Raw genomic sequence first — 24,636 nt, 5'->3', positions numbered from 1 at the left:
GTGGTGGACTATCGCCTCATTTCGCCATCGCGCCGCTCAGCAGATGTTCCTCTGCATAAGGAAACACAACTTCCGGATTAGGGCGAATCAGTTCAGCGTCCTTGTGCGCATAGTGAAGATGGGTCAGTAAATCCTTGATGACACTGAGGCGCGCGACGCGCTTGTCGTCGGCGCGCACGACGTTCCATGGCACGATGTCGCTGGTTCGAGCAAACATTTCGTTCCGTGCCTTGCTGTATTTCTTCCAAAGCGATACCGCTTGTTCGTCAATGGGGCTGACTTTCCACTGCTTTAGCGGGTCCCGGTGACGCTCTTCGATGCGCTTCTTCTGTTCGGCCTTGCTGATGTCAAGGTAGTACTTGATAAGACGTATTCCTGAACGTACAAGCATCTTTTCGAACTCCGGGACGCTTGCCATGAACTCCTCATGCTCATCATCGGTGCAGAAGCCCATCACATGCTCCACTCCCGCGCGGTTATACCAACTGCGATTAAAGAGTGTGAACTCGCCGGCCGCAGGCAGTTCGGCCGCATAGCGCTGGAAGTACCATGAGTCTCTGTCGCGGTCGGACGGCTTACCAAGCGCGACGACTCGGGTTTCACGAGGGCTGAGATGCTCGACAATACGTTTGATGGTGCCGTCCTTCCCGGCGGCGTCCCTGCCTTCGAAAATCACCAGAATCCGGTCGTCGCAGGAAATGAAGTGCTTCTGTAGTTTGACCAGCTCAATTTGAAGCAGGTGGAGATTCTCCTCGTAGGCCTCATGGGAGATTGCGCTCACCTCAGACGGAGCATCCTTTTTACTTGTCTTCATTTTCATGGTTCACCTTCCGCGAATCGGGCACATTGGGCGTGCCTGGGTGAGGCTTTCCGGGGGTGAGCGGCGTGACCTTTTCGGAGAGCAGCAACTCCAGGGCAGGTCGGTCTACGACCTCCTGTTCGAGCAGCAGCTTTGCCAGCGCGTCCAGCTTATGCCGGTTTGCCAGCAGCGTCCGCTTCACTCGCTGGCTCGCGTCGCCCAGAATCGTCCGGACTTCTGCATCGATAATTTGCGCCGTACTCTCGCTATATTCCTTGCGTTGCCGAGGCATCAGTTCTGGTCCAGTAAAGAGCGGGTTCGGCCTGTCCTCGTAAGTGGCAAGTCCAAGCTGCTCGCTCATGCCGAACTGCGTAATCATCTGGCGGGCCATGTCTGTTGCGCGTTGCAGGTCATTTTGCGCGCCAGTCGAAACGTCTCCGTAGACAATTTGCTCGGCAATGCGGCCACCGAGCAGGACATCGAGCCGGTCGAGCAGCTCGCTTTGCTTCAGGAGATAGCGGTCCTCTGTCGGGGTCTGCTGCGTGTACCCCAATGCCGCGACGCCTCTGGGAATGATAGAGACCTTGGAAACTCTGTCAGCATGTGGCCGCGACTCAGCCACGATGGCATGACCGGCCTCGTGGTAGGCGATGGTTTCCTTCTCCTGCGGATTCATCACGCGGTTCTTCTTCTCCAAGCCGCCTACGATGCGGTCCAGCGCCTCGTCAAAATCAATCATCTCCACGGCATCCTTGCCCTTCCGGGCCGCCAGGAGTGCGGCCTCATTGACAAGGTTGGCGAGGTCGGCGCCCGCGAATCCGGGCGTGCGCCCGGCCAGCTTGGTCAGGTCGACGGTCGGGGCAAGAACGACATTTTTGATGTGTACCTTGAGAATCTGCTCGCGCCCTTTCAGGTCAGGGCGGTCCAGGGCGATATGGCGGTCGAAGCGGCCGGGGCGCAGCAACGCCGGGTCCAGGATTTCTGGCCGGTTGGTGGCCGCCATGATGATGACGCCCTTGTTGGTATCAAAGCCGTCCATCTCAACTAACAACTGGTTCAGGGTCTGTTCGCGTTCGTCATTGCCGGTAACTGCACCGAGGGCACGGGTCTTGCCTAGCGCGTCGAGTTCGTCAATGAAGATGATGCAGGGTGCCTTGGTTTCGGCCTGGTTGAATAGGTCGCGCACCCGCGCCGCCCCTACGCCAACAAACATTTCAACGAACTCCGAGCCGCTCAAGCTAAAGAACGGCACGCCAGCTTCCCCGGCGACTGCCTTTGCCAGCAATGTCTTGCCTGTGCCGGGAGCCCCCAGGAGCAGTACGCCCTTTGGAATCTTTCCACCCAGGCGCCGATAGCGTTGAGGGTCTTTCAGAAAGTTGACGATTTCAGCAAGTTCTTCCTTGGCTTCGTCGATGCCGGCGACGTCGGCAAACGTCACGCCGGTTTCTTTCTGCATGTAGACCTTTGCCTTGCTCTTGCCTATTTCCATCATCCCGCTGGCAGCCCCGCCCATACGCTTAATCATGAAACTCCAGATTGCAAAGAACAGGAGGGCTGGCACAATCCACGAGAGCAGGACACCAATCCACTTATTGTCAGCTTGCCCAACGAAGCGCACTTTGGCCGCTTCGAGGTCTTGAACCAGATTGGGGTCATTTACCCGGAGCGTGGAAAACTGATGGTCGCCTTTCCCCTCGCGCAGCATCTCGTCGACCTGCTGCTTGGGAAGTAGCTTCTCGATGCCGTCGGTGCTGAGCGTACCGGTAATGGCCGCCTCCCCAAGCGCGACGTTCTTGAGCTTGCCAGCCTTGAGCAGCACTTTGAAATCGCTGTACGGCAGCGTTTCGACATGAGAGGTGCCTACGTAGCTCTGTATGGCGAGCATCATCAGGACCGCCGCAAGTACATACAAGAGGGAGAACTGTTGTTGACGCGGTTCCATTGGGGCCTTTCAAGTTAGCGGGTAAAGGCAAGAAGAATCGGCGGTCGCTGCTGTTCGCAGCCGGCCGCCGGTCGGGGCGCGGTGCTACACCTTGCAGTCATACACTCCAGGCCCCGGGGTCAGTTTTCTCCTCGGAGGTTGTTGTGCAGCCACGCAAAGAATGCACCGGCAGCAAAGAACCACACTGCAAACACAAAGGCCGGGTAGATGATGGACCACCACGACAACGGTTCACCCGTCTGCAGGCGCCGGAAGTCGAGACCGTGAAACAGCGCGTTCATGAAATTCATGAAAGGCTCAGGAAGAGCCATCCATACAACCGTGCATAGAGCGTAGAAAAGCACGACCGTGGCAGATAGCGTCACACCTGTTTTGAAGGGCTTCATAGCAGCCTCCGTGTGCAGGGAAGATAGCGATTGACTTCAATGAGGGCGTGTCCGAGGAACATCTCCGCCAGAGATGTGCGAAATGAACGCTGGAGTCTTTCGGCGGTATTCGTAATACTCCTGCCCGAATTCGGCTAGCGCGTCGTGCTCCTCCGCCTTGGCGAGCCGAACGTACATCCAGACCAGGATAGGGAACATCACCAGGGTGACTATCGTCGGCCATTGCAGCAGGAAGCCGAACATAATCAGGACGAAGGCGACATACTGGGGGTGCCTCATGCGTGCATAGAGACCAGTGGTCGCCAGGCGGTGCTGCTGCTGGGCCAGGTACAGAACGCGCCACGCGGCAGACAGCATGACGAAGCCGCCGAAAATCAGGATGTCGCTGGCGAGGTGAAATGGCCCCAGGTGGGGGTTGCCGCGCCAGCCGAAAATCATCTCCGGAAGGTGACCGGCATCGTGGGACAGAAAATCGATACTAGGGAACTTCGCCGAAAGCCACGGCAGCAGGAGATAAATAGTCAGGGGAATGCCATACATCTCCGTAAAGAGCGCCACGATGAACGCCGAGAATGCGCCGAAGGACCGCCAGTCACGCTGGGTCTTCGGCTTGGTGAAGCTGAAGGCGAAGATGATGAAGACGGCTGAGTTGATAATGACCAGAGACCACAGACCGTAGCCGGATTGCGTATCGTGTTGCATCATCGCTCTCCCTTAGTGTTCATATCTTTCGGCGTTTCGTCTTTTCCATGGCCTTGACCGTGACCATGCCCCCCGTGCATGAAGAGGTGCATTAGCGGACAGGCGGCCAGCAGGAGGAATGGCAGGAACTGAATGAAGTGCGCCCGGTGTTCTGTCCACAGGAAGTATCCAATTACCAGTAGAAAGCCAATCGTAACGACCTTGGACCTTGAAACCGTTCGTTGGGTATGCTCCGGTCCTTCATGGTTGTCGTGGTTCATACTTTCCTCCGATGGAATGGACACTATTCACGGTGCCGGCTAACTGCAGCCGTGGTGGCGATGGTGCTGGTGGGCGAATCGTTCAGGGTTTTGCTGAAACACCGCGCGCGAACTCTCGGATTCGAAAAAGAACGTCTTTCCTTCGAAATTCGCCGTGATGGCGTGGGCGGCATCTACCTTGTTGCCGGTGACGGGGTCGTGTGCATCGTTCCCGCTCCCTTGACTTGTGTACGAGACGTCGCGATGCTCGCTGTTTGGGCGGGCCATGAATCGACGCCACATCAATAACGCCAATGCCGCAGCAATCAGGAGCCATACAGAGTTCTGTGTAAGCCAGTCCATTGACGGACCTCCTCTTCAAGGTTTGTCGCGACTTTTGAGTTCACCTTCTACTGCGTTTCGGATGTCCTGTTCGCACTGTCGAGAGAGTCGAAGACTTACCCAGACGACCACGACTGGACAGGAAAGCAGGAGTAGCGCGACCAATATCGTGAGTGGCGAAATCCCAAACCGGTAGACGATAGCCGCCGCGAGCAGCGTTGCAAGGGCGGCGCAAATCCAGGCCAGTGCGTGTTTCATCTCGCCTCCGGGCTGGTAATCAAGGAGCCGAGTCGTACGCGCTTCAGCAGTGCCGAGTTGGCCACCACACTCAACGAAGACAGCGCCATCGCCGCTGCTGCAAAGATGGGGTTCAGGAGTCCAAATGCGGCGACAGGGATGCCGATGGTGTTGTAAATGAACGCCCAGAAGAGGTTCTGTTTGATTTTCCGCATCGTCGCGCGGGACAGCTCAATGGCGGCGACCACGTCACGCACGTCATCACGAATGAGAATGATGCTGCCAGTTTCCTTGGCAACATCCGAGCCTGAGCCGATGGCAATGCCGATGTCCGCTGCGGCCAGCGCCGGTGCGTCGTTGACCCCGTCCCCCACCATGGCCACGACTTCACCTTGCTTCTGCAATGCGTGAATAGTTTCGACTTTGTCTTCCGGCATCACTTCGGCAATGACATGCTCGATGCCAACCTGCCGGCCGATTGCCTCGGCAGTGCGACGGTTGTCACCGCTCAGCAGCACAACCTTGATGGCGCGCGCCTTCAATGCTGCGACCGCTTCGGCGGCCTCGGGTTTTACGGTGTCAGCCACGGCTACTACGCCGAGCAGTTGTGTGCCAGCGCCGACCAGCATGGCCGTCTTGCCATCGGCTTCGAGCTTCCCTAGTACGGGTTCGGCCGCATCGGCCGGGATGCCTTGGCGTCCAAACAGGCGCCGATTGCCTAGCCAGACCAGCTGACCGTCGACCTGGCCCTGAATTCCCATGCCTGACAGGGCCACGATACCGTTGGCTTTCGGGATGGTTAAACCGCGATGTTGCGCGGCGCGGACGATGGCTTCGCCCAAGGGGTGCTCAGACCCACTCTCGACAGCGGCAGCCAAGGTCAATAGCGTTGATTCCTCATGGTTCGACAATGAGAGGACATCAGTCACGGTGGGCTCTCCGCGCGTAATCGTCCCCGTCTTGTCAAAGACAACCGCCGTGAGCTTCTCGGCCCGCTCAAGCACCTCGCCGCCGCGTATCAGGATGCCATTGTCTGCGCCCTTGCCGACACCGACCATCAGTGATGCCGGTGTTGCAACACCTAGAGCGCACGGGCACGAAATAATCAGTACCGCCACAAACGCGAGCAGCCCATGGGGGAAGTGACCTGCTACCGTCCATCCAACCAGCGCCAGCACGGCCACCGAGACAACGGCCGGCACGAAGTATCCGGTGACCTGGTCGGCCAGTCGCTGAATCTGCGCGGTGCTGGCCTGGGCGTCCTCGACCATCCTGATAATCTGAGCAAGCGCAGTGTCTGCCCCGATTTTTGTGGCTTGGAAACTGAAGGCACCACTGCGATTGAGGGTACCGCCAATAACGGCAGCGCCAAGCTTCTTTTCCACGGGCATTGACTCGCCGGTCAGCATTGATTCGTCGACACTGGACTGGCCCTCGATAACCTTGCCATCCGTGGGAATCTTCTCGCCGGGGCGTACAACGACGGCTTCGCCCACCATGATGCTTTCGGCCGGGATTTCCACCTCCTTCCCGTCGCGAAGCACGTGAGCGATGGCGGGGCGCAGGTCGAGCAGACGTCGAACGGCAGCGGAGGACTTCTTCTTGATGATTTCCTCCATGTACTTGCCCAGCAGCACGAAGGCGATAATGACCGCCGAGACCTCAAAGTACACGTCCCGCTCTTCGACCTTGACGGGCAGCCAGGAGGGGAAGAACAGCACTACTACGCTGTAAAAGTAGGCGACGGACGTCCCTAGGGCGATGAGGAAGTCCATGTTGATATTGCGCGTGCGTATCGCGTTCCACGCGCCTTTGTAGAAGCTCCAGCCGCCAATGAACTGGACCGGCGTGACCAGGAGGAATAGCCACATACCCCAAGTGAACCAAGGTAAAGCGGGAATCGGCGCCCATGTCAGCAGGGTCGCTCCAGCCGCCAACGCCAGGAAAGCACCTGCCCGCAGCACCGCCAGCGCTAGGACGCCCGTGAGGGCAATCGTCACGCGCGTCTTCATGGCTTTCAACTCGCTCTCTGGCGATTCGAAGGTCCGAAGGCAGCTCTCGCTGCAGAAGTAGTACTTGCGGTTGCCACGCTCGGTGGACAGGGCCGTAGCTTTGTCCACCATCATTCCGCAGATGGGGTCCTTGGCGAGTTGCTTGGCGGCGCTGGAAGCAAGCGCGGGCGTCGCCGCCGCAGAGGTAGGAGTGCCGACCGGCGGAGCAGCACTACGGGAGCGCCCAGCCGAGCTACGCTTATCAACGGGGTGAGGGATATATTGCGCCGGGTTGGCAAGGAAAGCCTGCTCACAGTGTGAGGAGCAGAACCAATACCGCTTCTGGTCAAAATCCGCGCTGGCAGCGGCTTCCCGTGAGGAAATCTCCATGCCACAGACGGGGTCACGCACGAGTTGCTGAGAGGCAGCTGGGCCCTCGGCGGTCGTTTGGACTGTCTGGGTGTCGGTAACGCCGTAATTCCTCGAGTTAGGGGTAGCGGACCTGGTCGGCATTCCATCCTCTCCTTGGGGGCGGTTAGGAGGACAGCACATAATTTCTATTCTCATTCTGGGCGACCAGTCGATTTGCCCCTTGATTTCAATCAAGGGCCCATGGGACAGCCGGGGACGCTGCGGGCGCTGGCTTGGGGATGAATGTAGAACGCCACATGACGCACGTGGCAGGAAGCTGCTGAAGCCAGCTCGGCTGGCCGATGCAGACGCCGAGATTGCTCTGCCGCCGAGATTGCGGGGCTAGAAGACCGCTACCGTGCCGTGGACTAGCTCATTGACCAAGGCGGGAAGCTCCGCCAGCTGTCGCGTGGCGAGTTCACGAATTTGCTGCTCCTGGGCGCTCGAGAGGCCGCGCTCGGCCACGACATCGATGGCAACCAGTTGGGGCTGGTCGATGGGGCGTCCAATTCCGGAGAGGAGCCGAACAATGACTTCATCCGCGCCATCCACGTTTACTTGAATATGGGTGGCTAACCGGTGGGCGAGCACGTTGTAGAGCTTGCCGACATGTGACGCGGGGTTCTTGCCCGCTGCCGCCTCCAGCGACATTGGCCGATAGGGGGTAATCAGGCCGTTGACCCGGTTCCCCCGGCCGACCTGGCCGTCATCACCATGCTCGGCACTTAGGCCAGTGACCGTCAGGTAAATCCCGCTTTCGTCGGTGGCATCTCGATTATCGAGGGTATTGATGGCAATCTCACACTCAATGCCGATGCGCTCGGCTAGATGCGACCCAATTTCCTCCTTGAGCGTGAAATACTCGTCGACGCCGTGCACGCATCGGTCCACAAACGCCAGCGCAATAGTGAGGCGCTGATGCTCATCCAGCCGACTCCCCATCACCTTGTAATCGAGCCCCGCCGCCTCAAACGTTTCTCTAAATGCACTTGAGCGCAGGAGGTGCGCGGCCGACAGCACCGCTTTTTCCAGCGATGTATGTGGCGCATAACCCACACCAAAGGATGTGTCATTGGACAGTGGGATAGACGGGGAGTCCGTCACCCGCCGAAGGTTCGGCGCCGAGGGACGGAGGATTGGCTCGATGCGGATGTCATTGCCAATCCCGCCCAAGCACGTTGCCAGGTACTCGCGAATGGCCTGCTCAACAACCTGCTCGGCCTTAGCCGACGGAAGTTCTGTAACCGGGCCAGATACTATCAATCGTATTGGGCGCAGCACTTTGCCACCGCCGAACTTTGGCGCGCTCATGCCGCCGATGAGTAGCGCCTTGTCCAGGTTGAAGTGCTGGACTGCTCCATAGGCTTCGAGGTAGGCGCAACACAAGGCGCGAGCCGCTGCTTCGACAGCCCCATCGCATAGGCTATCGGGATGTCCGATGCCCTTGTGCTCACACATCTCGGTTTGCTCCTTCGGTCGAGACGGCACGCTCGAGATGGCCAACGCAATGGTCTCCGTGGTGGGCATCAGAAAGCTCCTTCACGCAGTTGGCATGCAGACATTCTAGGCATCGATTTCGAACCAATTGCCAAGCATTTGTTTAGGCGAAACGTACAGGCGTGTGCCTATGGGTGCATGTGCGGCGAAGGCCAAGGTCGAGACGTGCGCCGCCGGGAGCTTGACACGCCCGGTCCAATCGTTCTTGAGGGAAATCAATAGAGCTGCCGTCCACGTCACCTACCATAAATGCTGAAAACCCGATTTTGGGGCAGGCCTTTCGGCGGATTATTGAGCCCATGCGGCTTGCATTGGGGACCGCAGAGCGACGGAGGTGTTTTGTGCGCAAACTATGGTTGTTTCTTGCAGCGATGCTGTCAGTCAGCCTCACAGGGTGTGGGTACAACACGATTCAGACCCAGGATGAGCAGGTCAAGGCAGGCTGGTCGGAAGTGGTGAACCAGTACCAACGCCGTGCTGACTTGGTCCCTAACCTGGTGAACACTGTGAAAGGCTACGCGAGCCATGAACGTGAAGTCCTGACGCAGGTGACAGAGGCTCGTGCGCGTGTCGGCGCAATCCAGGTCACACCGGAGTTGCTCAACAACCCGCAAGCCTTCGCTCAATTTCAAGCGGCACAGCAGCAGCTCTCCGGCAGTTTGTCGAGGCTGCTGGCGGTCTCAGAGAACTATCCCCAGCTGAAGGCCGATGCGGGATTCAGGGACCTGCAGTCCCAGCTTGAGGGTACGGAGAATCGGATAACCGTCGCGCGAAACCGGTATATCCAATCGGTTCAGGCCTATAACGTCACCGTGCGGTCGTTTCCCTCAAACCTGACGGCAATGGTCTTCGGTTACAAGGAGAAGCCCAACTTCACGGTCGCTAGCGAAGCGACAATTGCCAAGCCGCCGCAGGTGGACTTCGGTGCCGCGCCGGCAAGCGCGCCTGGGGCTGCCAAGTGAAATGGTTTTCGGCCGTCAAAGGCTTGTTTCTTGTCCTACTGGCATTTGCGTGCCTGGGGGCTGCCGCTGACATTGCGGTGCCTTCCCTTCGCGAGCTTGCTGCTGCTTCTGCTTCAGCCTATAGCGAACTTGCGTCTCATCACTGTCCGAGCCAGATACTTCAAGACGAAATGCCTCCTCGAGGTCATCGGGATTGCTCGACGCCGGAGCAACGTAATAGTCGGCACCGGTCCTCGTCTCGCAGCGAGCTACCCCAACAAGCTCCTTAAGCTCATCCACCGCGGCAAGCGCAATAGCGTATGCACCGTCGCGCTTCGCATCGTCAGCATTCAGGTAGGAGCGCTTGAGCTTGTTGTCCACAGGCACCCACTCCAGCGCGTAGGTTCTCGCGACGCCCTCTGACTCCATTTGAAACTCCACCGGAGCAGTATGGTGTGCATCCAACCGGACCCGCGCAGCGTTCGAACATGTATCGAGCTGAGCTGGGTCAATTGCGTGCCGCTCACCTAGGTTTTCGAATATGAGATAGGTCTTGTCCAGCACGGCCTGTTCTTCTTGTTGATGGATTTCGACAATCTATCTCGTAGCCGTGACAGCGTAAATATGCCGATGGTGGGGGGCGCCATTGTTGGCAGATTAGACGCAACTGCTCCCCATACAAATAGGGGCAAATGCGGTGGAAAGGAATCAGTACAGGGGAAAAGCGCTCGCGTCAGCGGTCGAGACCCTCTTAGCTAAGTGGAATGACCGGTGACCAGGAGATTTGGCTTGGGTGTGGGTGGGCGACCTGCACACGAGCACCATAAATCACTCTTCGTAGTCATGCGGTATATTCATACCCTACGAGAGGCATTGCACTATTTCAGGAAATTTTTCGCAATACGAAATTTTATCGCGCGGATTGCGAAAATTGGCGGGTGGTACCGAGAGCCCAAATTTGGGGGTAACGGCCTATTAGCACATCCCCCGGAAAGCCTTATGGCGCAAGGCTTTCCGGGTTCATGTGTGCGGTTTTCGTGAGATGCTTTTGTGCACTAGTGTTACAAAGCCGCAATCTGACGATGGTAGGAGTGCCTTACTCCACCGTTACCGACTTCGCCAGGTTACGCGGCTTGTCCACGTCGGTGCCGCGGGCGCAGGCCGTGTGGTAGGCCAGCAGCTGCAGCGGCACAACATGCAGGATCGGCGAGAGATCGCCGTAGTGCTCGGGCAGGCGGATCACCTGGATGCCGTCGGACGACTGGATCTGGGTGTCGCTGTCGGCAAACACGTACAGGCGGCCACCGCGGGCGCGCACTTCCTGGATGTTGGACTTGAGCTTTTCCAGCAGTGCGTCGTTGGGGGCGACGGTGACTACCGGCATTGCTTCGGTGACCAGTGCCAGCGGGCCGTGCTTCAGTTCGCCCGCCGGGTAGGCCTCGGCGTGGATATAGGAGATTTCCTTGAGCTTGAGCGCGCCTTCCAGCGCGATCGGGTAATGCAGGCCGCGGCCGAGGAACAGTGCGTTCTCGCGGCGCGCGAAGTCTTCCGACCAGGCGATGATCTGCGGCTCCAGCGCCAGCACGCCATGCAGCGCGACGGGCAGGTGGCGCAGGTTGGTCAGGGCCTTGGCCTCGGCGTCTTCGGTCAGCAGGCCGCGCACCTTGGCCAGCGCCAGCGTCATCATGTAGAGCGCGGCCAGCTGCGTGGTGAAGGCCTTGGTCGAGGCCACGCCGATCTCGGTGCCGGCGCGCGTCAGGAAGCGCAGCTCGGTCTCGCGCACCATGGCGCTGGTGGCCACATTGCAGACCGCCAGCGTGTGCACGTGGCCAAGCGCGCGCGCATGGCGCAGCGCGGCCATGGTGTCGGCGGTCTCGCCGGACTGCGAGATCACCACCACCAGCGCGCGCGGGTTGGGCACGGTTTCGCGGTAGCGGTATTCGCTGGCGACCTCGACCTGGGTCGGGATCTTGGCAATGCTCTCCAGCCAGTATTTGGCGGTGCAGCCGGAGTAGTAGCTGGTGCCGCAGGCCAGGATCAGCACGCTGTCGATGCCGGCAAAGACCTCGGTGGCGCCGCTGCCGAACAGCTCCGGCGAAATGCTTTCAATGCCTTCCAGCGTGTCGCCCAGCGCGCGCGGCTGCTCGAAGATCTCCTTCTGCATGAAGTGGCGGTACGGGCCCAGTTCCACCGATGCGGCGTGCGCTTCGACCACGCGCGCCTCGCGCTCGACCGGGTGGTCGTCGACGTCGTGGATGGTCACGCCGTCCAGCGTGATCTCGACCACATCGCCCTCTTCCAGGTAGATGATGCGGTTGGCGGTGCCGGCCACGGCCAGCGCGTCGGAGGCCAGGAAGGCCTCGTTCTCGCCCAGCGCCACCACCAGCGGCGAACCGGCGCGCGCGCCGACCACGCGGCCGGGCTGGTCCTTGGCGAACACGGCGATGGCGTAGGCGCCGTGCAGGCGCTTGGTCACCGCGCGCACCGAGGCGAACAGGTCGCCGCGCGTGGCACTGCTGGGATAGGTGTAGGCCTGGTGGATCAGGTGGGCGACCACCTCGGTATCGGTCTGCGATTCAAAGCCGTAGCCGACCGCGCGCAGTTCTTCGCGCAACGGCTCGTAGTTCTCGATGATGCCGTTGTGCACCAGCGCGATGGTCTCGCCCGACAGGTGCGGGTGGGCGTTGACGGTATCGGGCTTGCCATGCGTGGCCCAGCGCGTATGCGCAACGCCGGTGAAGCCGGACAGGCCGGAAGCCTGCGTCTGCGCGTCCAGGTCGGCCACGCGCGACACGGTGCGCGCGCGCTCGACCGCATCGTCGCGCACGACGGCGACGCCGCACGAGTCATAGCCGCGATACTCCAGGCGGCGCAACCCTTCGATCAGGACCGGAACGATATTGCGCGTGGAAACCGCGCCGACGATGCCACACATGCTGAACCCCCGTTTGCTGGCGCCTGCCCGTAGACCTCAGGCGCCGGTATGAATCCTGTGGCGCCGCCTCACCGAGGCGGCGCGTGCCCTGGCCGCCCGCGGACGGCCCTCTGACGCTTACTTCTTCGGCTGCTTGACCGGGCGCTGCCAGGCGTCGATGGTCAGCTGCTTGGCCCGCGACAGCGTCAGCTTGTCGGCGGGCGCCTCCTTGGTCAGCGTGGTGCCGGCACCCAGCGTGGCGCCGCGGCGCACCGTCACCGGGGCCACCAGCTGGGTGTCGGAGCCGATAAAGACATCGTCCTCGATCACCGTGCGGTGCTTGTTCACCCCGTCATAGTTGCAGGTGATGGTACCCGCGCCAATATTGACGCGCGACCCCACCGTGGCATCGCCCACATAAGCCAGGTGGTTGGCCTTGCTGTGCGCGGCTACCTGGGCGTTCTTGACCTCGACAAAGTTGCCGATATGCACGTCCTCGCCCAGCTCGGTGCCAGGGCGCAGCCGCGCGTACGGCCCGATGCGGCCGGCGGGGCCAACCCTGGCCTCGTCGATATGGCAGAACGGGTGCACCTGGGCGCCGGCGCCGACGGTGCTGTTGCGGATCACGCAATGGGCGCCGATGCGCACACCGTCTTCCAGGTGCACGCGCCCTTCGAATACGCAGCCCACGTCGATGGTAACGTCGCGCCCGCAGCTCAGTTCGCCGCGCACGTCGATGCGGGCCGGATCCAGCAGCGTCACGCCGGCTTCCAGCAGGCGCCGGGCCTGGTTGCCCTGGTGGATGCGCTCGACCTCGGCCAGCTGCAGCTTGCTGTTGACGCCGAGCGTCTCCCAGATCGCCGCCGGCTGGGCCGAGACGGTCTCCACGCCATCGGCCACGGCGCGCTCGACCGTGTCGGTCAGGTAGTACTCGCCCTGGGCATTATCGTTGCGCAGCGTCGACAGCCACTTGCGCAGGTGGCCGGTGGGGCACACGATAATGCCAGTGTTGATCTCGCGGATCGCCTTCTCGGCGTCGCTGGCGTCCTTCTGCTCGACGATGCGGACGATGCTGCCCGCGGCATCGCGCACAATGCGGCCATAGCCGGTCGGGTCGGGCATTTCCACGGTCAGCACGCCAAAGCGCTGCGTGCCGGCTTCGGCTACGAGTGCCTGGAGCGTGGCAGCGCTGGTGAGCGGCACGTCACCATACAGAACCAACGTGGGCTGGCTGTCGTCCAACAAGGGAAGTGCCTGCATCACCGCATGGCCCGTGCCAAGCTGCTGGGGCTGTTCGGCAAAGGCGACATCGTCGGCGGCAACGGCCTCGCGCACGCGCCCGGCACCGTGGCCGACCACGACCACCAGCCGCGACGGCGACAGAGCACGGGCCGTGTCCAGGACATGCGCGAGCATGGGCCGTCCGGCTACCGGGTGCAGTACCTTGGGCAAATCGGAATACATCCGCTTGCCCATGCCCGCGGCGAGAATGACGATATTCACAAGGAGACCCCTAAGTGAGTGTGTCCGAAAATATTCTTGAAAACGCCAGCCGGGTGTTTGGCGGACTGCGCCGCCAGGTTTGGCGAAAACGTGCGGCCAGGCCTGCGCATAACCCCGCAAACCCTTGCCAGGACTTGGCTGGCGGCCACCTGGGCAGGCCGGCATCAATGCGCGCCGATTTTAACATGGCGGTTTCTGCGCATCGGGGCGCCGTTTCTGAATTTCACAATTGCTGGGCCCGGCGGATTTTCGCGATTCTGGGCGCAGCGGCCTTGTGCGCCTGCAGCGCCATGAAGCTGGGATACCAGCAGGGTGACCACCTGGCGTACTGGTGGATCGACAACTACGTCGATGTCACCACAGCCCAGGAGCCGCTCACGCGCGAGGCCATTGCGCGCTTTTTTGCCTGGCATCGCAAGGCGCAATTGCCGGAAATCGCCACCTTGCTGCAACAGGCCAAGGCCGAGGTGCGCCAACCGGTGACACCGGCCACGGTCGAGCACTTCCAGGACGCCTCGCAGCAACTGGCGCGCAAGTCCTTCGAACAAGCGATGCCCGACCTCGCCGACCTGTTGCTGACGCTGACGCCTGAGCAGATCGGCCGCATGGAGAAGAAATTTGGCGAGGGCAATGCCAAGTACCGCAAGAAATTCCTGAATCCCAACCCTGCCGAGCGCGAGGAAGCGCGCTATGACAAGGTGATGGAGTACGCGCGGCTGGTCTACGGCAACTTCTCCAGCGATCAGGAAAAGGCCATCCGCGCCAGGATAGGCCCGGTGGCGCAGAATGCCGAGGCGCGCTACGCCGAGCGCGTCGCCCGGCAGCAGGAATGGCTCAAGATGGTGCGCTACGTGCAGGCCACGCAGCCACCCAAGGCACAGGTGATAGACGTGCTGCACCGCTTCCGCGAATACTGGCAGAACCCGCCAGCCAGGCTTGCCGCCAGCCATGAAGCCAGTGACAACGCAGGCATCGCGCTGACCGTGGCCATCGCCAACATGACCACGCCGCAGCAGAAGGCGCATGCGCAAGACCGGTTCCAGAAATGGATCGACGACACGCATGCATTGATGCGCGATAAGGCAAACGCCCCGGTGCGGGCGGCGGCTGCGAATTAGGGCAATTGAAAAATGCCGATTGTTTTCTCCCTCTCCCGCTTGCGGAAGAGGGAGAAAACAGGCGGGGCAGTCTTACTGCGTGCCGGCCTGCTCAGCCGCCGGTGCCGCGGCAGCCGCGGGCGGGCGCTCGAAGCGCACGAACTCCATCCGGTTCTCTTCCACGTTGCCGGCAAACATCAGCGGCTGCTGCTGGAAGGTGGTTTCGCCGAACAGTGACGCTTCATCCACCTTGGCCAGCCCAGTGGCCAGCCCGGTGAACGGGAACAGGTCGGTATCGGCCAAGTGCGACGGCACCACGTTGCGCAGCGCCGAGAAGATATTGTCGATACGGCCCGGGTTCTGGCGCTCCCAGTCCTGCAGCATCTCGCTGACCTTCTTGCGCTGCAGGTTTTCCTGCGAGCCGCACAGGTTGCACGGGATGATCGGGAATTCCATGGCACGCGCGTACGACGCGATGTCCTTCTCCGAGCAGTACGCCAGCGGGCGGATCACGATGTGCTGGCCATCGTCGGTCGACAGCTTGGGCGGCATCGCCTTCATCTTGCCGCCGAAGAACATGTTCAGGAAGAAGGTCTGGACGATGTCGTCGCGGTGGTGGCCCAGCGCGATCTTGTTGGCGCCCAGCTCCTTGGCGGTACGGTAGATCACGCCGCGGCGCAGGCGCGAGCACAGCGAGCAGGTGGTCTTGCCCTCGGGCACCTTCTCCTTGACGATCGAGTAGGTATCCGCCTCGACGATCACATATTCCACGCCGACCGATTTCAGGTACTCCGGCAGGATGTGTTCCGGGAAGCCGGGCTGCTTCTGGTCCAGGTTCATCGCGATCAGCTTGAACTGGATCGGCGCGCGCTTCTGCAGCGCCATCAGGACAGACAGCATAGTGTACGAGTCCTTGCCGCCACTCATGCAGACCAGCACGGTATCGCCGTCCTCGATCATGCCGAAGTCACCGATGGCCTTGCCGGTTTGCGATTGCAGCCTCGTCTCGAGGCGGTAGAAGTTGTTCGAGTGGCTCATGGAGCATCCTGTTGCGTGGCGCCCGCCGGATGGAATGGCCGGCGCGGCGCGAAGGGGCAACATTTTACTTTAGGCGCCCGCACGGTGCTGGCGCCAGTGGAACCGCGGCTCAGGCCTGCTTGATATGGAAGACCTCGACCCCGACCGAATCGCAGTCCGGGTAGACGTCGGGCTTCTCGGTCGAGACGCGCACCGCGCGCACCTTGGGATGCTTCAGCATCGCGCGCGCGACGTCGTCGCACAAGGTTTCCTGCAAGTGCACGTGGCCCTGCGCCATGCGCTCGGCCACGGTGTTACGCATGAAGTCGTAGTCGACCACTTCATCGAGCTTGTCGGCCTGCGGGGTGCTCTGCGCCAGCGGCACGAACAGGTCGATATTGATCAGCACCCGCTGCTCGCCCTTCTTCTCGAATTCGTGCACGCCGATATTGATCTGCACTTCGTAGTTGCGCAGGAACATGCGTCGGCAGTCTTGCAGGCTGGGGTGGGAAAGGGCGGCGAGCATGGTCATGAGCGGGCTGCTGAGGGGAAAAAGGAAGCCGCGCCCGGCGGACGCGGCACATCAGGCACTACGGTATTCGGTTGCTGGCTTCCAGCTTACTCGGTCAGGAACATCACGTCGCGCGCCAGCGGCATCAGGTGCTGGCCGCCGTCCACGTACAGCGTGGTGCCCGTCACGGCGCGCGCCTGCGCCAGGTAGGCCACCGCCTGGGCGATATCCTCGGGCGTGGACGACTGGCCCAGCGGCGTCACGCGATGTGCGCGGCGGAAGCTCTGCTCGGACTGCTCGCCCGACACCAGCGTGATGCCGGGGGCCACGCCCACCACGCGCAGGCGCGGCGCCAGCGCTTGGGCCAGCTGCACCGTGGCGGTCTGCAGCGCGGCCTTGGACAGCGTGTACGACAGGAAGTCCGGGTTCAAGTTGTCCAGCTTCTGGTCCAGCAGGTTGATCACCACGCCGCGCGGCTCGATGGCCTTGTCGTTGCCGGCAGCGGCGCCCAGCGCCTTGTGCAGTTCGCGCGCGAGCAGCAGCGGCGCCGCCACGTTGGTGCGCATATGCGTATCCAGCGACGCATATGAGAAGCTGGTCGCCACATCGTACTGGAACAGCGAAGCGTTGTTGACCAGGCAAGTGGGCGCGCCCAGCGCGGCGGTGCAGTCCGCCACCAGGCGGCCGGTGGCGGCTTCGTCGGCCAGGTCGGCGCGCAGCACCGCGGCACGGCGGCCCAGCGCGCGGATCTGCGCGGCCAGGGCTTCGGCCTCGTCCACCGAGCGATGGCAGTGCACGGCCACGTCCCAGCCCTGCGCCGCCAGTTCAAGCGCGATGGCGCGGCCCAGGCGGCGCGCGCCGCCGGTCACCAGCGCCACGCCGCGGGCGGTGGCGCGCTGGCTACCAGTCTGGCTATGGGTCTGGTCACCGGTCTGGCTGGCAGGAGTCTTGGATGCGGGCATTGCTACAATCGCAGGATGCAGAAAGCCGCTAGTTTACCCCTTCCCCCCGCCGACGCGCAGGCCGCGTCCGATACCCTTACGGCCCGCATTGGCGAATCCATTGACGCGGCCGGCGGCTGGATCGGTTTTGACCGCTATATGGCGCTGGCGTTGTACGCGCCCGGCCTGGGCTATTACAGCGGCGGTTCGGCCAAGTTCGGGCGCGATGCCCGCGACGGCAGCGACTTCATCACCGCCCCGGAGCTGAGCCCCTTTTTCGCGCGTACGCTGGCGCGCCAGTTCGCGCCGCTGCTGGCGCAGGGATTGCCGCGCATGCTGGAATTCGGCGCCGGCACCGGCCGGCTGGCGGCGGACCTGCTGCTGGGGCTGGAGCAGGAAGGCCAGTTGCCGGACACCTACGCCATCGTCGAGCTGTCGGGCGAACTGCGCGCGCGCCAGCAGGCCACGCTGGCGCAGCGCGCGCCGCACCTGGCGGACCGCGTCACCTGGCTCGATACGCTGCCTGCCAGCTTTGAAGGCGTGATCGTCGGCAATGAAGTGCTCGATGCGATGCCGGTACAACTCTACGCACGTAGCGGCGGCCGCTGGCATGAGCGCGGCGTAGTGCGCGGCGACGATGCCACATCCGCCTTCCGCTTCGAGGACCGCCCGCTGGCCGATGCCGACGTGCCCGAGGCCCTGCGCGACATCCCCGGCGACCACGAGCTCGTCACCGAGACCCATGCCGAAGCCGAGGGCTTTACCCGCGCGGTCGGCGCCATGTTGGCGCGCGGCGCAGCCTTCTTTATCGACTACGGCTTCCCGGCGGGCGAGTACTACCACCCGCAGCGCGCCGGCGGCACGCTGATGTGCCACTATCGCCATCATGCGCACCCGGACCCGTTCCTGTACCCGGGCCTGCAGGACATCACCGCCCACGTGAATTTCAGCGGCATTGCGCTCGCCGCGGTGGATGCTGGACTGACCGTGGCGGGCTTTGCCTCGCAGGCGCGCTTCCTGATGAATGCAGGCATCACCGAGCTGCTGATGGCGCTGGACCCGTCCGACGCGCGCGCTTTCCTGCCGCAGGCCAATGCGGTGCAGAAGCTGTTGTCAGAAGCCGAGATGGGCGAGCTGTTCAAGGTGATCGCGCTCACGCGCGCCCTGGACGACAGCGAACCGATGGACGGCTTTGCCCGCGGCGACCGCTGCCATACCCTGTAACGGCACCGGAGCCCCCATGCTGCGCTGGACCCTGACGATTTTCCTGAGCGTGATCATCCTGTCCGCGGCGCTGCCCTGGCTGCAGAAGGTCGGGCTGGGACGGCTGCCGGGAGACGTGCGCTTCCGGCTGTTCGGGCGTGAGTTTGTACTGCCGTTTGCTTCGACAATCCTGCTGTCGATGGTGGCGCTGGTGATCGGCAAGCTGCTTTAGCCCACCTGATCACTTGATCGCGCCGACGGTAAACCCGGCGACGAAGCGATCAAGGAAACTGTTGTAGAGCGCAGCCACCGGCACGCTGACGATCAGGCAGGCGCCCATCAGCGAACCCCAGAAATAGACATCGCCCCGCACCAGGAAGGTCGGCACGCCGACGCTCACCGTGTACTGCGACGAACTGGTGATAAAGGTCAGCGCATAGACGAACTCCTGCATCGCCAGCGTCGCGCTGAAGATAACCACGGTCAGTATCCCGCTCGACGACAGCGGCACCACCACCTTCAGGAACGCGCCGAAGCGGCTCAGGCCGTCCATCATCGCGGCTTCCTCGATGTCGCGCGGCACCGCCTTGAAGAACCCCATCATCAGCCAGCTGCAGAACGGCACCGTGAAGCTGGGATACACCAGCACCAGCGACCAGAGCGAATCCTGCAGTCCGAGTGAGCCGATGATGCGCGAGAACGGGATGAACAGGATGGTTGGCGGAATCAGGTAGGTCAGGAAAATGCCGATGGCCCACTGCCGGCCCCAGCGGCCCGACAGCCGGGCCAGGCTGTAGCCAGCGGGCACGGCCAGCAGCAGCGTGATCAGCACCACGCCCACTGCCACGACCAGGGTATTGAGCACCCAGCGCAGGTAGCGGGTCTCGCCGAACAGGATCCGCAGGTTCTCCATCGTCGGCGGCAGGTTGAACAGGAACGGGTTGTTGGCGGTGTTGATCAGGTCGTGCACATCCTTGAAGGTCGTGATCAGCATCCAATAGAAGGGAAACGCGCAGAACGCCACGAAGGCGGCAAGCAGGCCGAAGTGGGCACCGCGCGCAGCCCAGCGCCGGTAAGTGATGGCAGCGGCGCGCATTTCAGGTCACCTCCGCGCGGCGCGCCACGGTCAGCAGCACAATCACGACCGCCACCAGCACCGGGAACAGGAACAGCGAGATGGCGGCCCCTTCCGCCAGGTCACCGCCCTGGATGCCGGTGAAGAAGGCCAGGCTGGCCAACACCTGGGTGGTGTCGTACGGCCCGCCGCGGGTCAGCACGTAGATGATGATCATGTCGGTGAAGGTGAAGACGATGCCGAACAGGAGCGCCACCAGCATGATGGGCATCACCAGCGGAAGGTTAATGAGGAACAGGTGCCGCCAGAAGCCGGCGCCATCCATGGCGGCGGCGTCGTGGATGTCCTGCGGGATGCCGCTCAGGCCGGCGAGGATGATCACCGTGGCCAGCGGCAGCAGGCGCCAGACATCCACCACGATGACCGAGGCCATCGCCAGCTCCGGCTGGCCCAGCCACACCGGCCAGTTGCGCGGCCCCAGCACGCCGACGGCGGCCAGGGTCCAGTTGATGATGCTGTAGACCGGATCGAAGATCCACAGCCAGCCGATGGTGCCGAGCGAGATCGGCGCCACCCACGGCAGCAGGATCAGCAGGCGCACCAGCCATTTGCCGCGGAATTCCTGGTACAGGGCCATTGCCAGCATCTTGGCCAGCACCACCACCAGCACCTGCGACACCAGCGTGAAGACCAGCGCGTTGCGCAGCGAACGCCAGAACGTATTGCTTTCCAGCACGCGCCGGAAGTTCTCCAGGCCGACGAAGTGCAGCACCTGGCTGCCCACCGTGGCATCGGAGAGGCTGTAGTAGATCGACAGCATGAACGGAAAGCCGACCAGCAGCGCGATGTAGATCACCGCCGGGGCCAGCATGGCGCGGCCGAGCCAGCGGTCGTCGTCGGCCAGGCGCTGCGCGGGCTGGCGCGCCTGGTCCTGCGCGGGCTGCCCGGTGGCGATATGCAGCGGCTTCACGGCGCGGCCCCCAGGCTGGCCCCGGATTTCGCATCGAAGCGGCGCAGGTCGCGTTCGCGCACCACGAAGCGGTGACCGGCGCCGGGCTCGATCGGGACCGTCACCGTGCAGGGAATGCGCGAGACCACGCTGGCCGGCGGCAGCGGCGCTTCCAGCTTGCCGTACACCAGGCGGTCCGAGCCCAGGTTCTCGATGCGCGTCACGTCCATGGCAAAGGCGCGCAGCGCATCCGCCGCGGGATAGGCTTCGCGCGGCAGGAAATGCTCGGGCCGGAACCCGGTCACGACCCCGTCGGCCTCGATCAGGTTCATCGGCGGCGAGCCGATAAAGGTGGCGACAAAGAGATCGGCGGGACGTTCATAGACCTCCTGCGGCGTGCCGATCTGGTGAATCCTGCCGTGGTCGAGGATGGCGATGCGGTCGCCCAGGCCCAGCGCCTCGATCTGGTCATGCGTGACGTAGACAGTGGTGATGGCGAGCCGGCGCTGGAAGCGCTGCAGCTCGTCGCGCGCCGAGGTCCGCAGCTTGGCGTCGAGATTGGACAAGGGCTCGTCGAGCAGGAACGCCACCGGCTCGCGCACCACCGCGCGCGCCAGCGCCACCCGCTGGCGCTCGCCGCCGGACAGCTGGCGCGGCTTGCGCTGCAGCAGATGTCCGATGCCGAACAATTGCGCGGCCCAGTCCACCTTGCGCCCGACCTCCTCGCGCGACATGTGCCTGGCCCGCAGCGGGAAGGCGATGTTGTCGAACACATTCAGGTGCGGGTACAGGGCGTAGCTCTGGAACACCATCGCCATGTTGCGCAGCCTGGGCGGCAGCGCCGTGACGACGCGGCCGTCCACCAGGATATCGCCGTGGCTGGGCGTCTCGAGCCCGGCAATCAGGCGCAGCAGCGTGGTCTTGCCGGAACCGGACGGCCCCAGCAGCACCAGGAACTCGGCATCACGGGCGCCAAGGTCGACGTTATCGACCGCGTTGGCACCGTCGAAATGCTTGGTGAGCGAGCGAACCTCTACTGAAGCCATATCCTGCCGCGAGCTACACCATGCCCTTGTCGCGCCACTTCGAGAAAATGCGCTTGCACGCGGCATCGGCGATCCGGACTGCGTTCTCCGGCGTCTCGTCGCCCGTGGCTGCCTTGGCGAACATGGTATTGAGGACCCAGGTATTGAAGATCTCGTCGACGGCCGCGTTGGCGTAGCCGGGATAGCCGACATTGGTCGCCTGGTTCATCAGCGCGCCGAGCACCTTGTACTTGTCGCGCGGCGTGGCTTTCTGGTCGTCGGCGATCAGCTTCTGCAGGTCTGGCACGGTACTGGGGAAGCAAGGGAAGTTGTAGAACTCGCTGCCCAGGAAGCCCTGCCGGAAGTTATCGATATAGTCGACCAGGAACTTCTTCGCGCCGGCGATGTTCTCGGCGAATTTCCAGATCACGTAGCAGTCCATCACGTGTTCCAGCGCGATGCGCCGCACCGGCCCCTGCAGCGCCTGCGTGAGCCAGATGTCGCGCGCGATCGGCAGGTTCTTGTTCTCGGCCTCGCGGGTGATGGAGATGGCGTTAAGGCAGAGCGAGATCTTGCCCGCCAGCATGGCGCGGTTGTTGGACGACGGGTCCCATGCCAGCACATCCGGCGTCATGGCCTCCTGGTACAGCGCCTTGACGAACTTCACCGCTTCGATCGTGTTCTTCGAGTTGAGCACCACGGTGTGCCGGTCGTCCTGCACCGAGCCGCCGAAGGCATACAGGATGGCGCGCATCGCCATCGCGGTATCAAGTTCCGCGGACAGCCCCACGCCGACCGGGATGCCGCTCTTGGCCTTGATCTTGCGCCCGGCGGCCAGGACATCCAGCCAGGTGTCTGGCGGCTTCATACCGGCCTCGTCCCAGAGGTCCTTGCGGTAGTTGATCGGGTCCGGCACGAAGCTGTCGGAGAAGCCGAAGTACTTCTTCGTCTTCGGGTTGTAGGTACTCTTGATCGCCAGCTCCATCGGCTTGCCATGCTTGCGCTGGCATTCCTCGTAGAGTTCGCGATGGTCGATCACCTGCTCCTCGTAGACCGGGGGCGGCGACAGGAACATGAACAGATCGTGTCCCTTCTGCGCCGACACTTCGGCGGCGGCACGCGTGGCCAGCGCCGGGATGCCGACGTGGTCGACCACCACCTCGGTGTCGTTCTTCTGACCCCACTCCTTCACATAGGTGTCGTCGAACCACTTGTCGTAGCCCGGCACGAAGTGGTTCCACTGCAGGATCTTGAGCGTGTGCTTTGCCGCATGGGCATAGCGCGGGATCACGAAAGGTCCGAGGCCGGCGGCAAGCCCGACCGCGCCAGTGGCCCGGATGAATCCGCGCCTGCCGGTATTGGTATTTGTATTGGGGCTGGTGGCGACTGCCACGTGGGTACCACCTGGATGCGCTGTCTTGGCCATGGCTATCTCCTCATGCGAGAAAGCGGTCGGCTCCCATCCCGGTCGAGCAACGATCTGCCTGATCACCTCAAGCGTAGGCCTCATTTCATGAATAGGGAATCCCGGGAACACCTCATGGAGTGATGGACCCGTGACATACGGGCACTTCCGCTTTCAGAAATGAGTCCTACGTTGGAGAGAGTGAGGAGGTGCCATGAAAAACGCATCCAAACAGGACTCACCAGGCGATCCCAGGCCCGCTATCCATTTGCGCCATGCCGCCGTCTGCGCCCTGGCCGGTCTTGGCCTAGCCGTGTCGGCCCCCGCCGCCGCCAAGGTGGAGGGCGACACCATCGTCCTCGGTGCCGCGGTTTCCCTGACCGGCAAGTACTCCACCAATGGCAAGAACACCCAGGACGGCTACAACCTTGCCGCGAAACGCGTCAATGAGATGGGCGGCGTCAAGGTTGGCGGCAAGGCCTATCAGTTGAAGGTCCTCTACTACGACGACGAATCCACCTCGGCCCGCGGCGCACAGCTGGCCGAACGGCTGATCAACCAGGACGGCGTCAAGTACGTTCTGGGGCCCTACAGTTCGGGGCTCACCAAGGCGATCGCCCCGGTCACGGAGAAGTACAAGATTCCGATGGTCGAGGGCAACGGCGCGGACCGCAACCTGTTCACGCAGGGCTACCGCTACATGTTCGCGGTGCTCAACACCTCCGACTACTACCTGCGCTCGGCCATCCAGCTCGCCGCCGAGGAAGCGCAGCGGGCAGGCAAGTCGCCGAAGAGCCTCAAGGTGGCCATCGCCATCGAGAACGACAACTTCTCGCGGGACGTGCGCGACGGCGTGGAAGAGGATGCGAAACGCCTGGGCATGCAGGTGGTAATCGACGACAAGCTGCCGCCTGAGCTGAACGACATGTCGGCCACGCTGGCCAAGGTGAAGGCGCTCAAGCCGGACATCCTGGTGGTATCTGGCCATGAAAAGGGCGCGGCGCTGGCGGTGCGGCAGGTAGCGGAGATGCGTATCGACGTGCCGATGCTGGCGCTGACCCATTGCGACTCCGCGCAGGTCATCGAGAAATTCGGCAAGAGCGCCGAATTCGCGGTGTGTGGCTCGCAATGGGACCGCACGCTTGGCTACAAGGACCGCTGGTTCGGCACGGCTGACCAGTACGCGCAGCGCTTCGAGAAGGAGTACCACTACGAGGCGCCATACCAGGCGGCCGAGTCCACCGCCGCGGTGCTGGCGTTCGCCGACGCCTTCGAGCGTGCCGGCTCGTTCGATACGGAGAAGGTCCGCGATGCCCTGGCAAAAACCGACCTGATGACGTTCTACGGCCCGCTCAGGTTCGACCAGAGCGGCAAGAATATCGCCAAGTCGATGGTGCTGTACCAGGTGCAGGACGGCAAGTTCAAGGTGGTCGCGCCGGGCAAGTGGGCGTCGTCGAAGGTCATCTATCCGGCACCTGCCTGGGCGCTGCGCAAATAGGGGGCTGCTGC

At 62.6% G+C, this 24,636-nt stretch carries 24 protein-coding genes; 5 read left to right on the top strand and 19 right to left on the bottom strand.

From position 1 onward, the window contains the following. Positions 1 to 16: 16 nt before the first annotated feature. From ppk2 to AC3WL8_RS15365, 9 genes are all read right to left on the bottom strand, one after another. A complete protein-coding gene (gene ppk2 / locus AC3WL8_RS15405; RefSeq protein WP_211982092.1) occupies positions 17 to 814 on the bottom strand; it encodes a polyphosphate kinase 2 in 798 nt (265 codons plus the stop codon). Continuing rightward, positions 801 to 2,741 carry an ATP-dependent zinc metalloprotease FtsH gene (ftsH, locus tag AC3WL8_RS15400; RefSeq protein WP_211980574.1) on the bottom strand — a complete coding sequence of 647 codons (1,941 nt, stop codon included), beginning with the start codon at positions 2,739 to 2,741 and terminating at the stop codon, positions 801 to 803. Before ftsH ends, ppk2 begins: the two co-directional genes overlap by 14 nt. A 119-nt stretch (positions 2,742 to 2,860) precedes the next feature. Beyond that, the gene (locus AC3WL8_RS15395) at positions 2,861 to 3,127 is read right to left on the bottom strand and encodes a DUF5676 family membrane protein (protein WP_211980573.1); all 267 of its coding nucleotides are present in this window, start codon (positions 3,125 to 3,127) and stop codon (positions 2,861 to 2,863) included. A gap of 36 nt (positions 3,128 to 3,163) precedes the next feature. Then, positions 3,164 to 3,829, bottom strand: a complete 666-nt coding sequence (locus AC3WL8_RS15390) for a methyltransferase family protein (protein WP_492378423.1) — start codon at positions 3,827 to 3,829, stop codon at positions 3,164 to 3,166. After that, positions 3,829 to 4,089 (bottom strand): DUF2933 domain-containing protein, encoded by a 261-nt coding sequence (locus tag AC3WL8_RS15385; protein ID WP_211980572.1) that lies wholly within the window; start codon positions 4,087 to 4,089, stop codon positions 3,829 to 3,831. Before AC3WL8_RS15385 ends, AC3WL8_RS15390 begins: the two co-directional genes overlap by 1 nt. Positions 4,090 to 4,128: 39 nt before the next feature. Continuing rightward, positions 4,129 to 4,431 (bottom strand): hypothetical protein, encoded by a 303-nt coding sequence (locus AC3WL8_RS15380; protein ID WP_492378396.1) that lies wholly within the window; start codon positions 4,429 to 4,431, stop codon positions 4,129 to 4,131. Positions 4,432 to 4,446: 15 nt separating this feature from the next. Beyond that, entirely contained in the window at positions 4,447 to 4,668 is a 222-nt protein-coding gene (locus AC3WL8_RS15375; RefSeq protein ID WP_211980570.1) for a hypothetical protein, read from the bottom strand. Beyond that, on the bottom strand, positions 4,665 to 7,151 hold the full coding sequence (locus AC3WL8_RS15370; protein WP_492378395.1) for a heavy metal translocating P-type ATPase: 2,487 nt from the start codon (positions 7,149 to 7,151) through the stop codon (positions 4,665 to 4,667). The genes AC3WL8_RS15375 and AC3WL8_RS15370 overlap by 4 nt, the downstream gene beginning before the upstream one ends. 240 nt (positions 7,152 to 7,391) lie before the next feature. Next, positions 7,392 to 8,576: a methionine adenosyltransferase gene (locus AC3WL8_RS15365; RefSeq protein WP_492378394.1), complete on the bottom strand. Its 1,185-nt coding sequence runs from the start codon at positions 8,574 to 8,576 to the stop codon at positions 7,392 to 7,394. A 341-nt stretch (positions 8,577 to 8,917) separates the two neighbouring features. On the opposite strand from AC3WL8_RS15365, the gene AC3WL8_RS15360 reads away from it, so the two are divergent. Further along, positions 8,918 to 9,508 (top strand): LemA family protein, encoded by a 591-nt coding sequence (locus AC3WL8_RS15360; protein WP_249221318.1) that lies wholly within the window; start codon positions 8,918 to 8,920, stop codon positions 9,506 to 9,508. A 15-nt stretch (positions 9,509 to 9,523) separates the two neighbouring features. Here the strand turns inward: AC3WL8_RS15360 and AC3WL8_RS15355 are convergent, their stop codons facing one another. The 3 genes from AC3WL8_RS15355 to glmU all read right to left on the bottom strand — a co-directional run bounded on the left by AC3WL8_RS15355 (position 9,524) and on the right by glmU (position 13,904). Further along, a complete protein-coding gene (locus AC3WL8_RS15355) occupies positions 9,524 to 10,051 on the bottom strand; it encodes a hypothetical protein (protein WP_492378393.1) in 528 nt (175 codons plus the stop codon). A gap of 532 nt (positions 10,052 to 10,583) precedes the next feature. Further along, the gene (gene glmS / locus AC3WL8_RS15350; RefSeq protein ID WP_153954939.1) at positions 10,584 to 12,422 is read right to left on the bottom strand and encodes a glutamine--fructose-6-phosphate transaminase (isomerizing); all 1,839 of its coding nucleotides are present in this window, start codon (positions 12,420 to 12,422) and stop codon (positions 10,584 to 10,586) included. A 117-nt stretch (positions 12,423 to 12,539) separates the two neighbouring features. Continuing rightward, on the bottom strand, positions 12,540 to 13,904 hold the full coding sequence (gene glmU / locus AC3WL8_RS15345; RefSeq protein ID WP_013955349.1) for a bifunctional UDP-N-acetylglucosamine diphosphorylase/glucosamine-1-phosphate N-acetyltransferase GlmU: 1,365 nt from the start codon (positions 13,902 to 13,904) through the stop codon (positions 12,540 to 12,542). A 290-nt stretch (positions 13,905 to 14,194) separates the two neighbouring features. Between glmU and AC3WL8_RS15340 the strand changes: the two genes are divergently transcribed. Then, positions 14,195 to 15,022 (top strand): DUF6279 family lipoprotein, encoded by an 828-nt coding sequence (locus AC3WL8_RS15340; protein ID WP_153954938.1) that lies wholly within the window; start codon positions 14,195 to 14,197, stop codon positions 15,020 to 15,022. 72 nt (positions 15,023 to 15,094) lie between these two features. Here the strand turns inward: AC3WL8_RS15340 and ttcA are convergent, their stop codons facing one another. The 3 genes from ttcA to AC3WL8_RS15325 all read right to left on the bottom strand — a co-directional run bounded on the left by ttcA (position 15,095) and on the right by AC3WL8_RS15325 (position 17,491). Next, entirely contained in the window at positions 15,095 to 16,039 is a 945-nt protein-coding gene (gene ttcA, locus AC3WL8_RS15335; RefSeq protein WP_013955347.1) for a tRNA 2-thiocytidine(32) synthetase TtcA, read from the bottom strand. 109 nt (positions 16,040 to 16,148) lie between these two features. Next, complete coding sequence (locus AC3WL8_RS15330; RefSeq protein WP_011614433.1) at positions 16,149 to 16,550, bottom strand: dihydroneopterin aldolase; 402 nt, start codon at positions 16,548 to 16,550, stop codon at positions 16,149 to 16,151. 86 nt (positions 16,551 to 16,636) lie between these two features. Continuing rightward, a complete protein-coding gene (locus AC3WL8_RS15325; protein WP_492378392.1) occupies positions 16,637 to 17,491 on the bottom strand; it encodes an SDR family oxidoreductase in 855 nt (284 codons plus the stop codon). A gap of 15 nt (positions 17,492 to 17,506) precedes the next feature. On the opposite strand from AC3WL8_RS15325, the gene AC3WL8_RS15320 reads away from it, so the two are divergent. Together AC3WL8_RS15320 and AC3WL8_RS15315 are read left to right on the top strand one after the other, a co-directional pair. Beyond that, positions 17,507 to 18,694, top strand: coding sequence for a class I SAM-dependent methyltransferase (locus AC3WL8_RS15320; RefSeq protein ID WP_153954936.1), 1,188 nt, complete (start codon positions 17,507 to 17,509; stop codon positions 18,692 to 18,694). A 16-nt stretch (positions 18,695 to 18,710) separates the two neighbouring features. Beyond that, positions 18,711 to 18,905 (top strand): DUF2905 domain-containing protein, encoded by a 195-nt coding sequence (locus AC3WL8_RS15315; RefSeq protein ID WP_013955344.1) that lies wholly within the window; start codon positions 18,711 to 18,713, stop codon positions 18,903 to 18,905. Positions 18,906 to 18,914: 9 nt separating this feature from the next. Here the strand turns inward: AC3WL8_RS15315 and AC3WL8_RS15310 are convergent, their stop codons facing one another. From AC3WL8_RS15310 to AC3WL8_RS15295, 4 genes are read right to left on the bottom strand one after another with little or no spacing between them, the layout of a single operon-like run. Next, the gene (locus tag AC3WL8_RS15310) at positions 18,915 to 19,769 is read right to left on the bottom strand and encodes a carbohydrate ABC transporter permease (RefSeq protein WP_013955343.1); all 855 of its coding nucleotides are present in this window, start codon (positions 19,767 to 19,769) and stop codon (positions 18,915 to 18,917) included. A gap of 1 nt (position 19,770) precedes the next feature. After that, positions 19,771 to 20,718: a carbohydrate ABC transporter permease gene (locus AC3WL8_RS15305; protein ID WP_249221233.1), complete on the bottom strand. Its 948-nt coding sequence runs from the start codon at positions 20,716 to 20,718 to the stop codon at positions 19,771 to 19,773. Beyond that, the gene (locus AC3WL8_RS15300; RefSeq protein WP_153954935.1) at positions 20,715 to 21,743 is read right to left on the bottom strand and encodes an ABC transporter ATP-binding protein; all 1,029 of its coding nucleotides are present in this window, start codon (positions 21,741 to 21,743) and stop codon (positions 20,715 to 20,717) included. The genes AC3WL8_RS15305 and AC3WL8_RS15300 overlap by 4 nt, the downstream gene beginning before the upstream one ends. Positions 21,744 to 21,756: 13 nt before the next feature. Beyond that, positions 21,757 to 23,148 carry an ABC transporter substrate-binding protein gene (locus AC3WL8_RS15295; RefSeq protein WP_153954934.1) on the bottom strand — a complete coding sequence of 464 codons (1,392 nt, stop codon included), beginning with the start codon at positions 23,146 to 23,148 and terminating at the stop codon, positions 21,757 to 21,759. Positions 23,149 to 23,341: 193 nt separating this feature from the next. Between AC3WL8_RS15295 and AC3WL8_RS15290 the strand changes: the two genes are divergently transcribed. After that, entirely contained in the window at positions 23,342 to 24,625 is a 1,284-nt protein-coding gene (locus tag AC3WL8_RS15290; RefSeq protein ID WP_492378391.1) for an amino acid ABC transporter substrate-binding protein, read from the top strand. Positions 24,626 to 24,636: the final 11 nt, after the last annotated feature.

The sequence above is a fragment of the Cupriavidus sp. FW305-F7 genome, from assembly GCF_058782875.1.
This window is presented reverse-complemented; position numbering and strand designations above follow the sequence as displayed.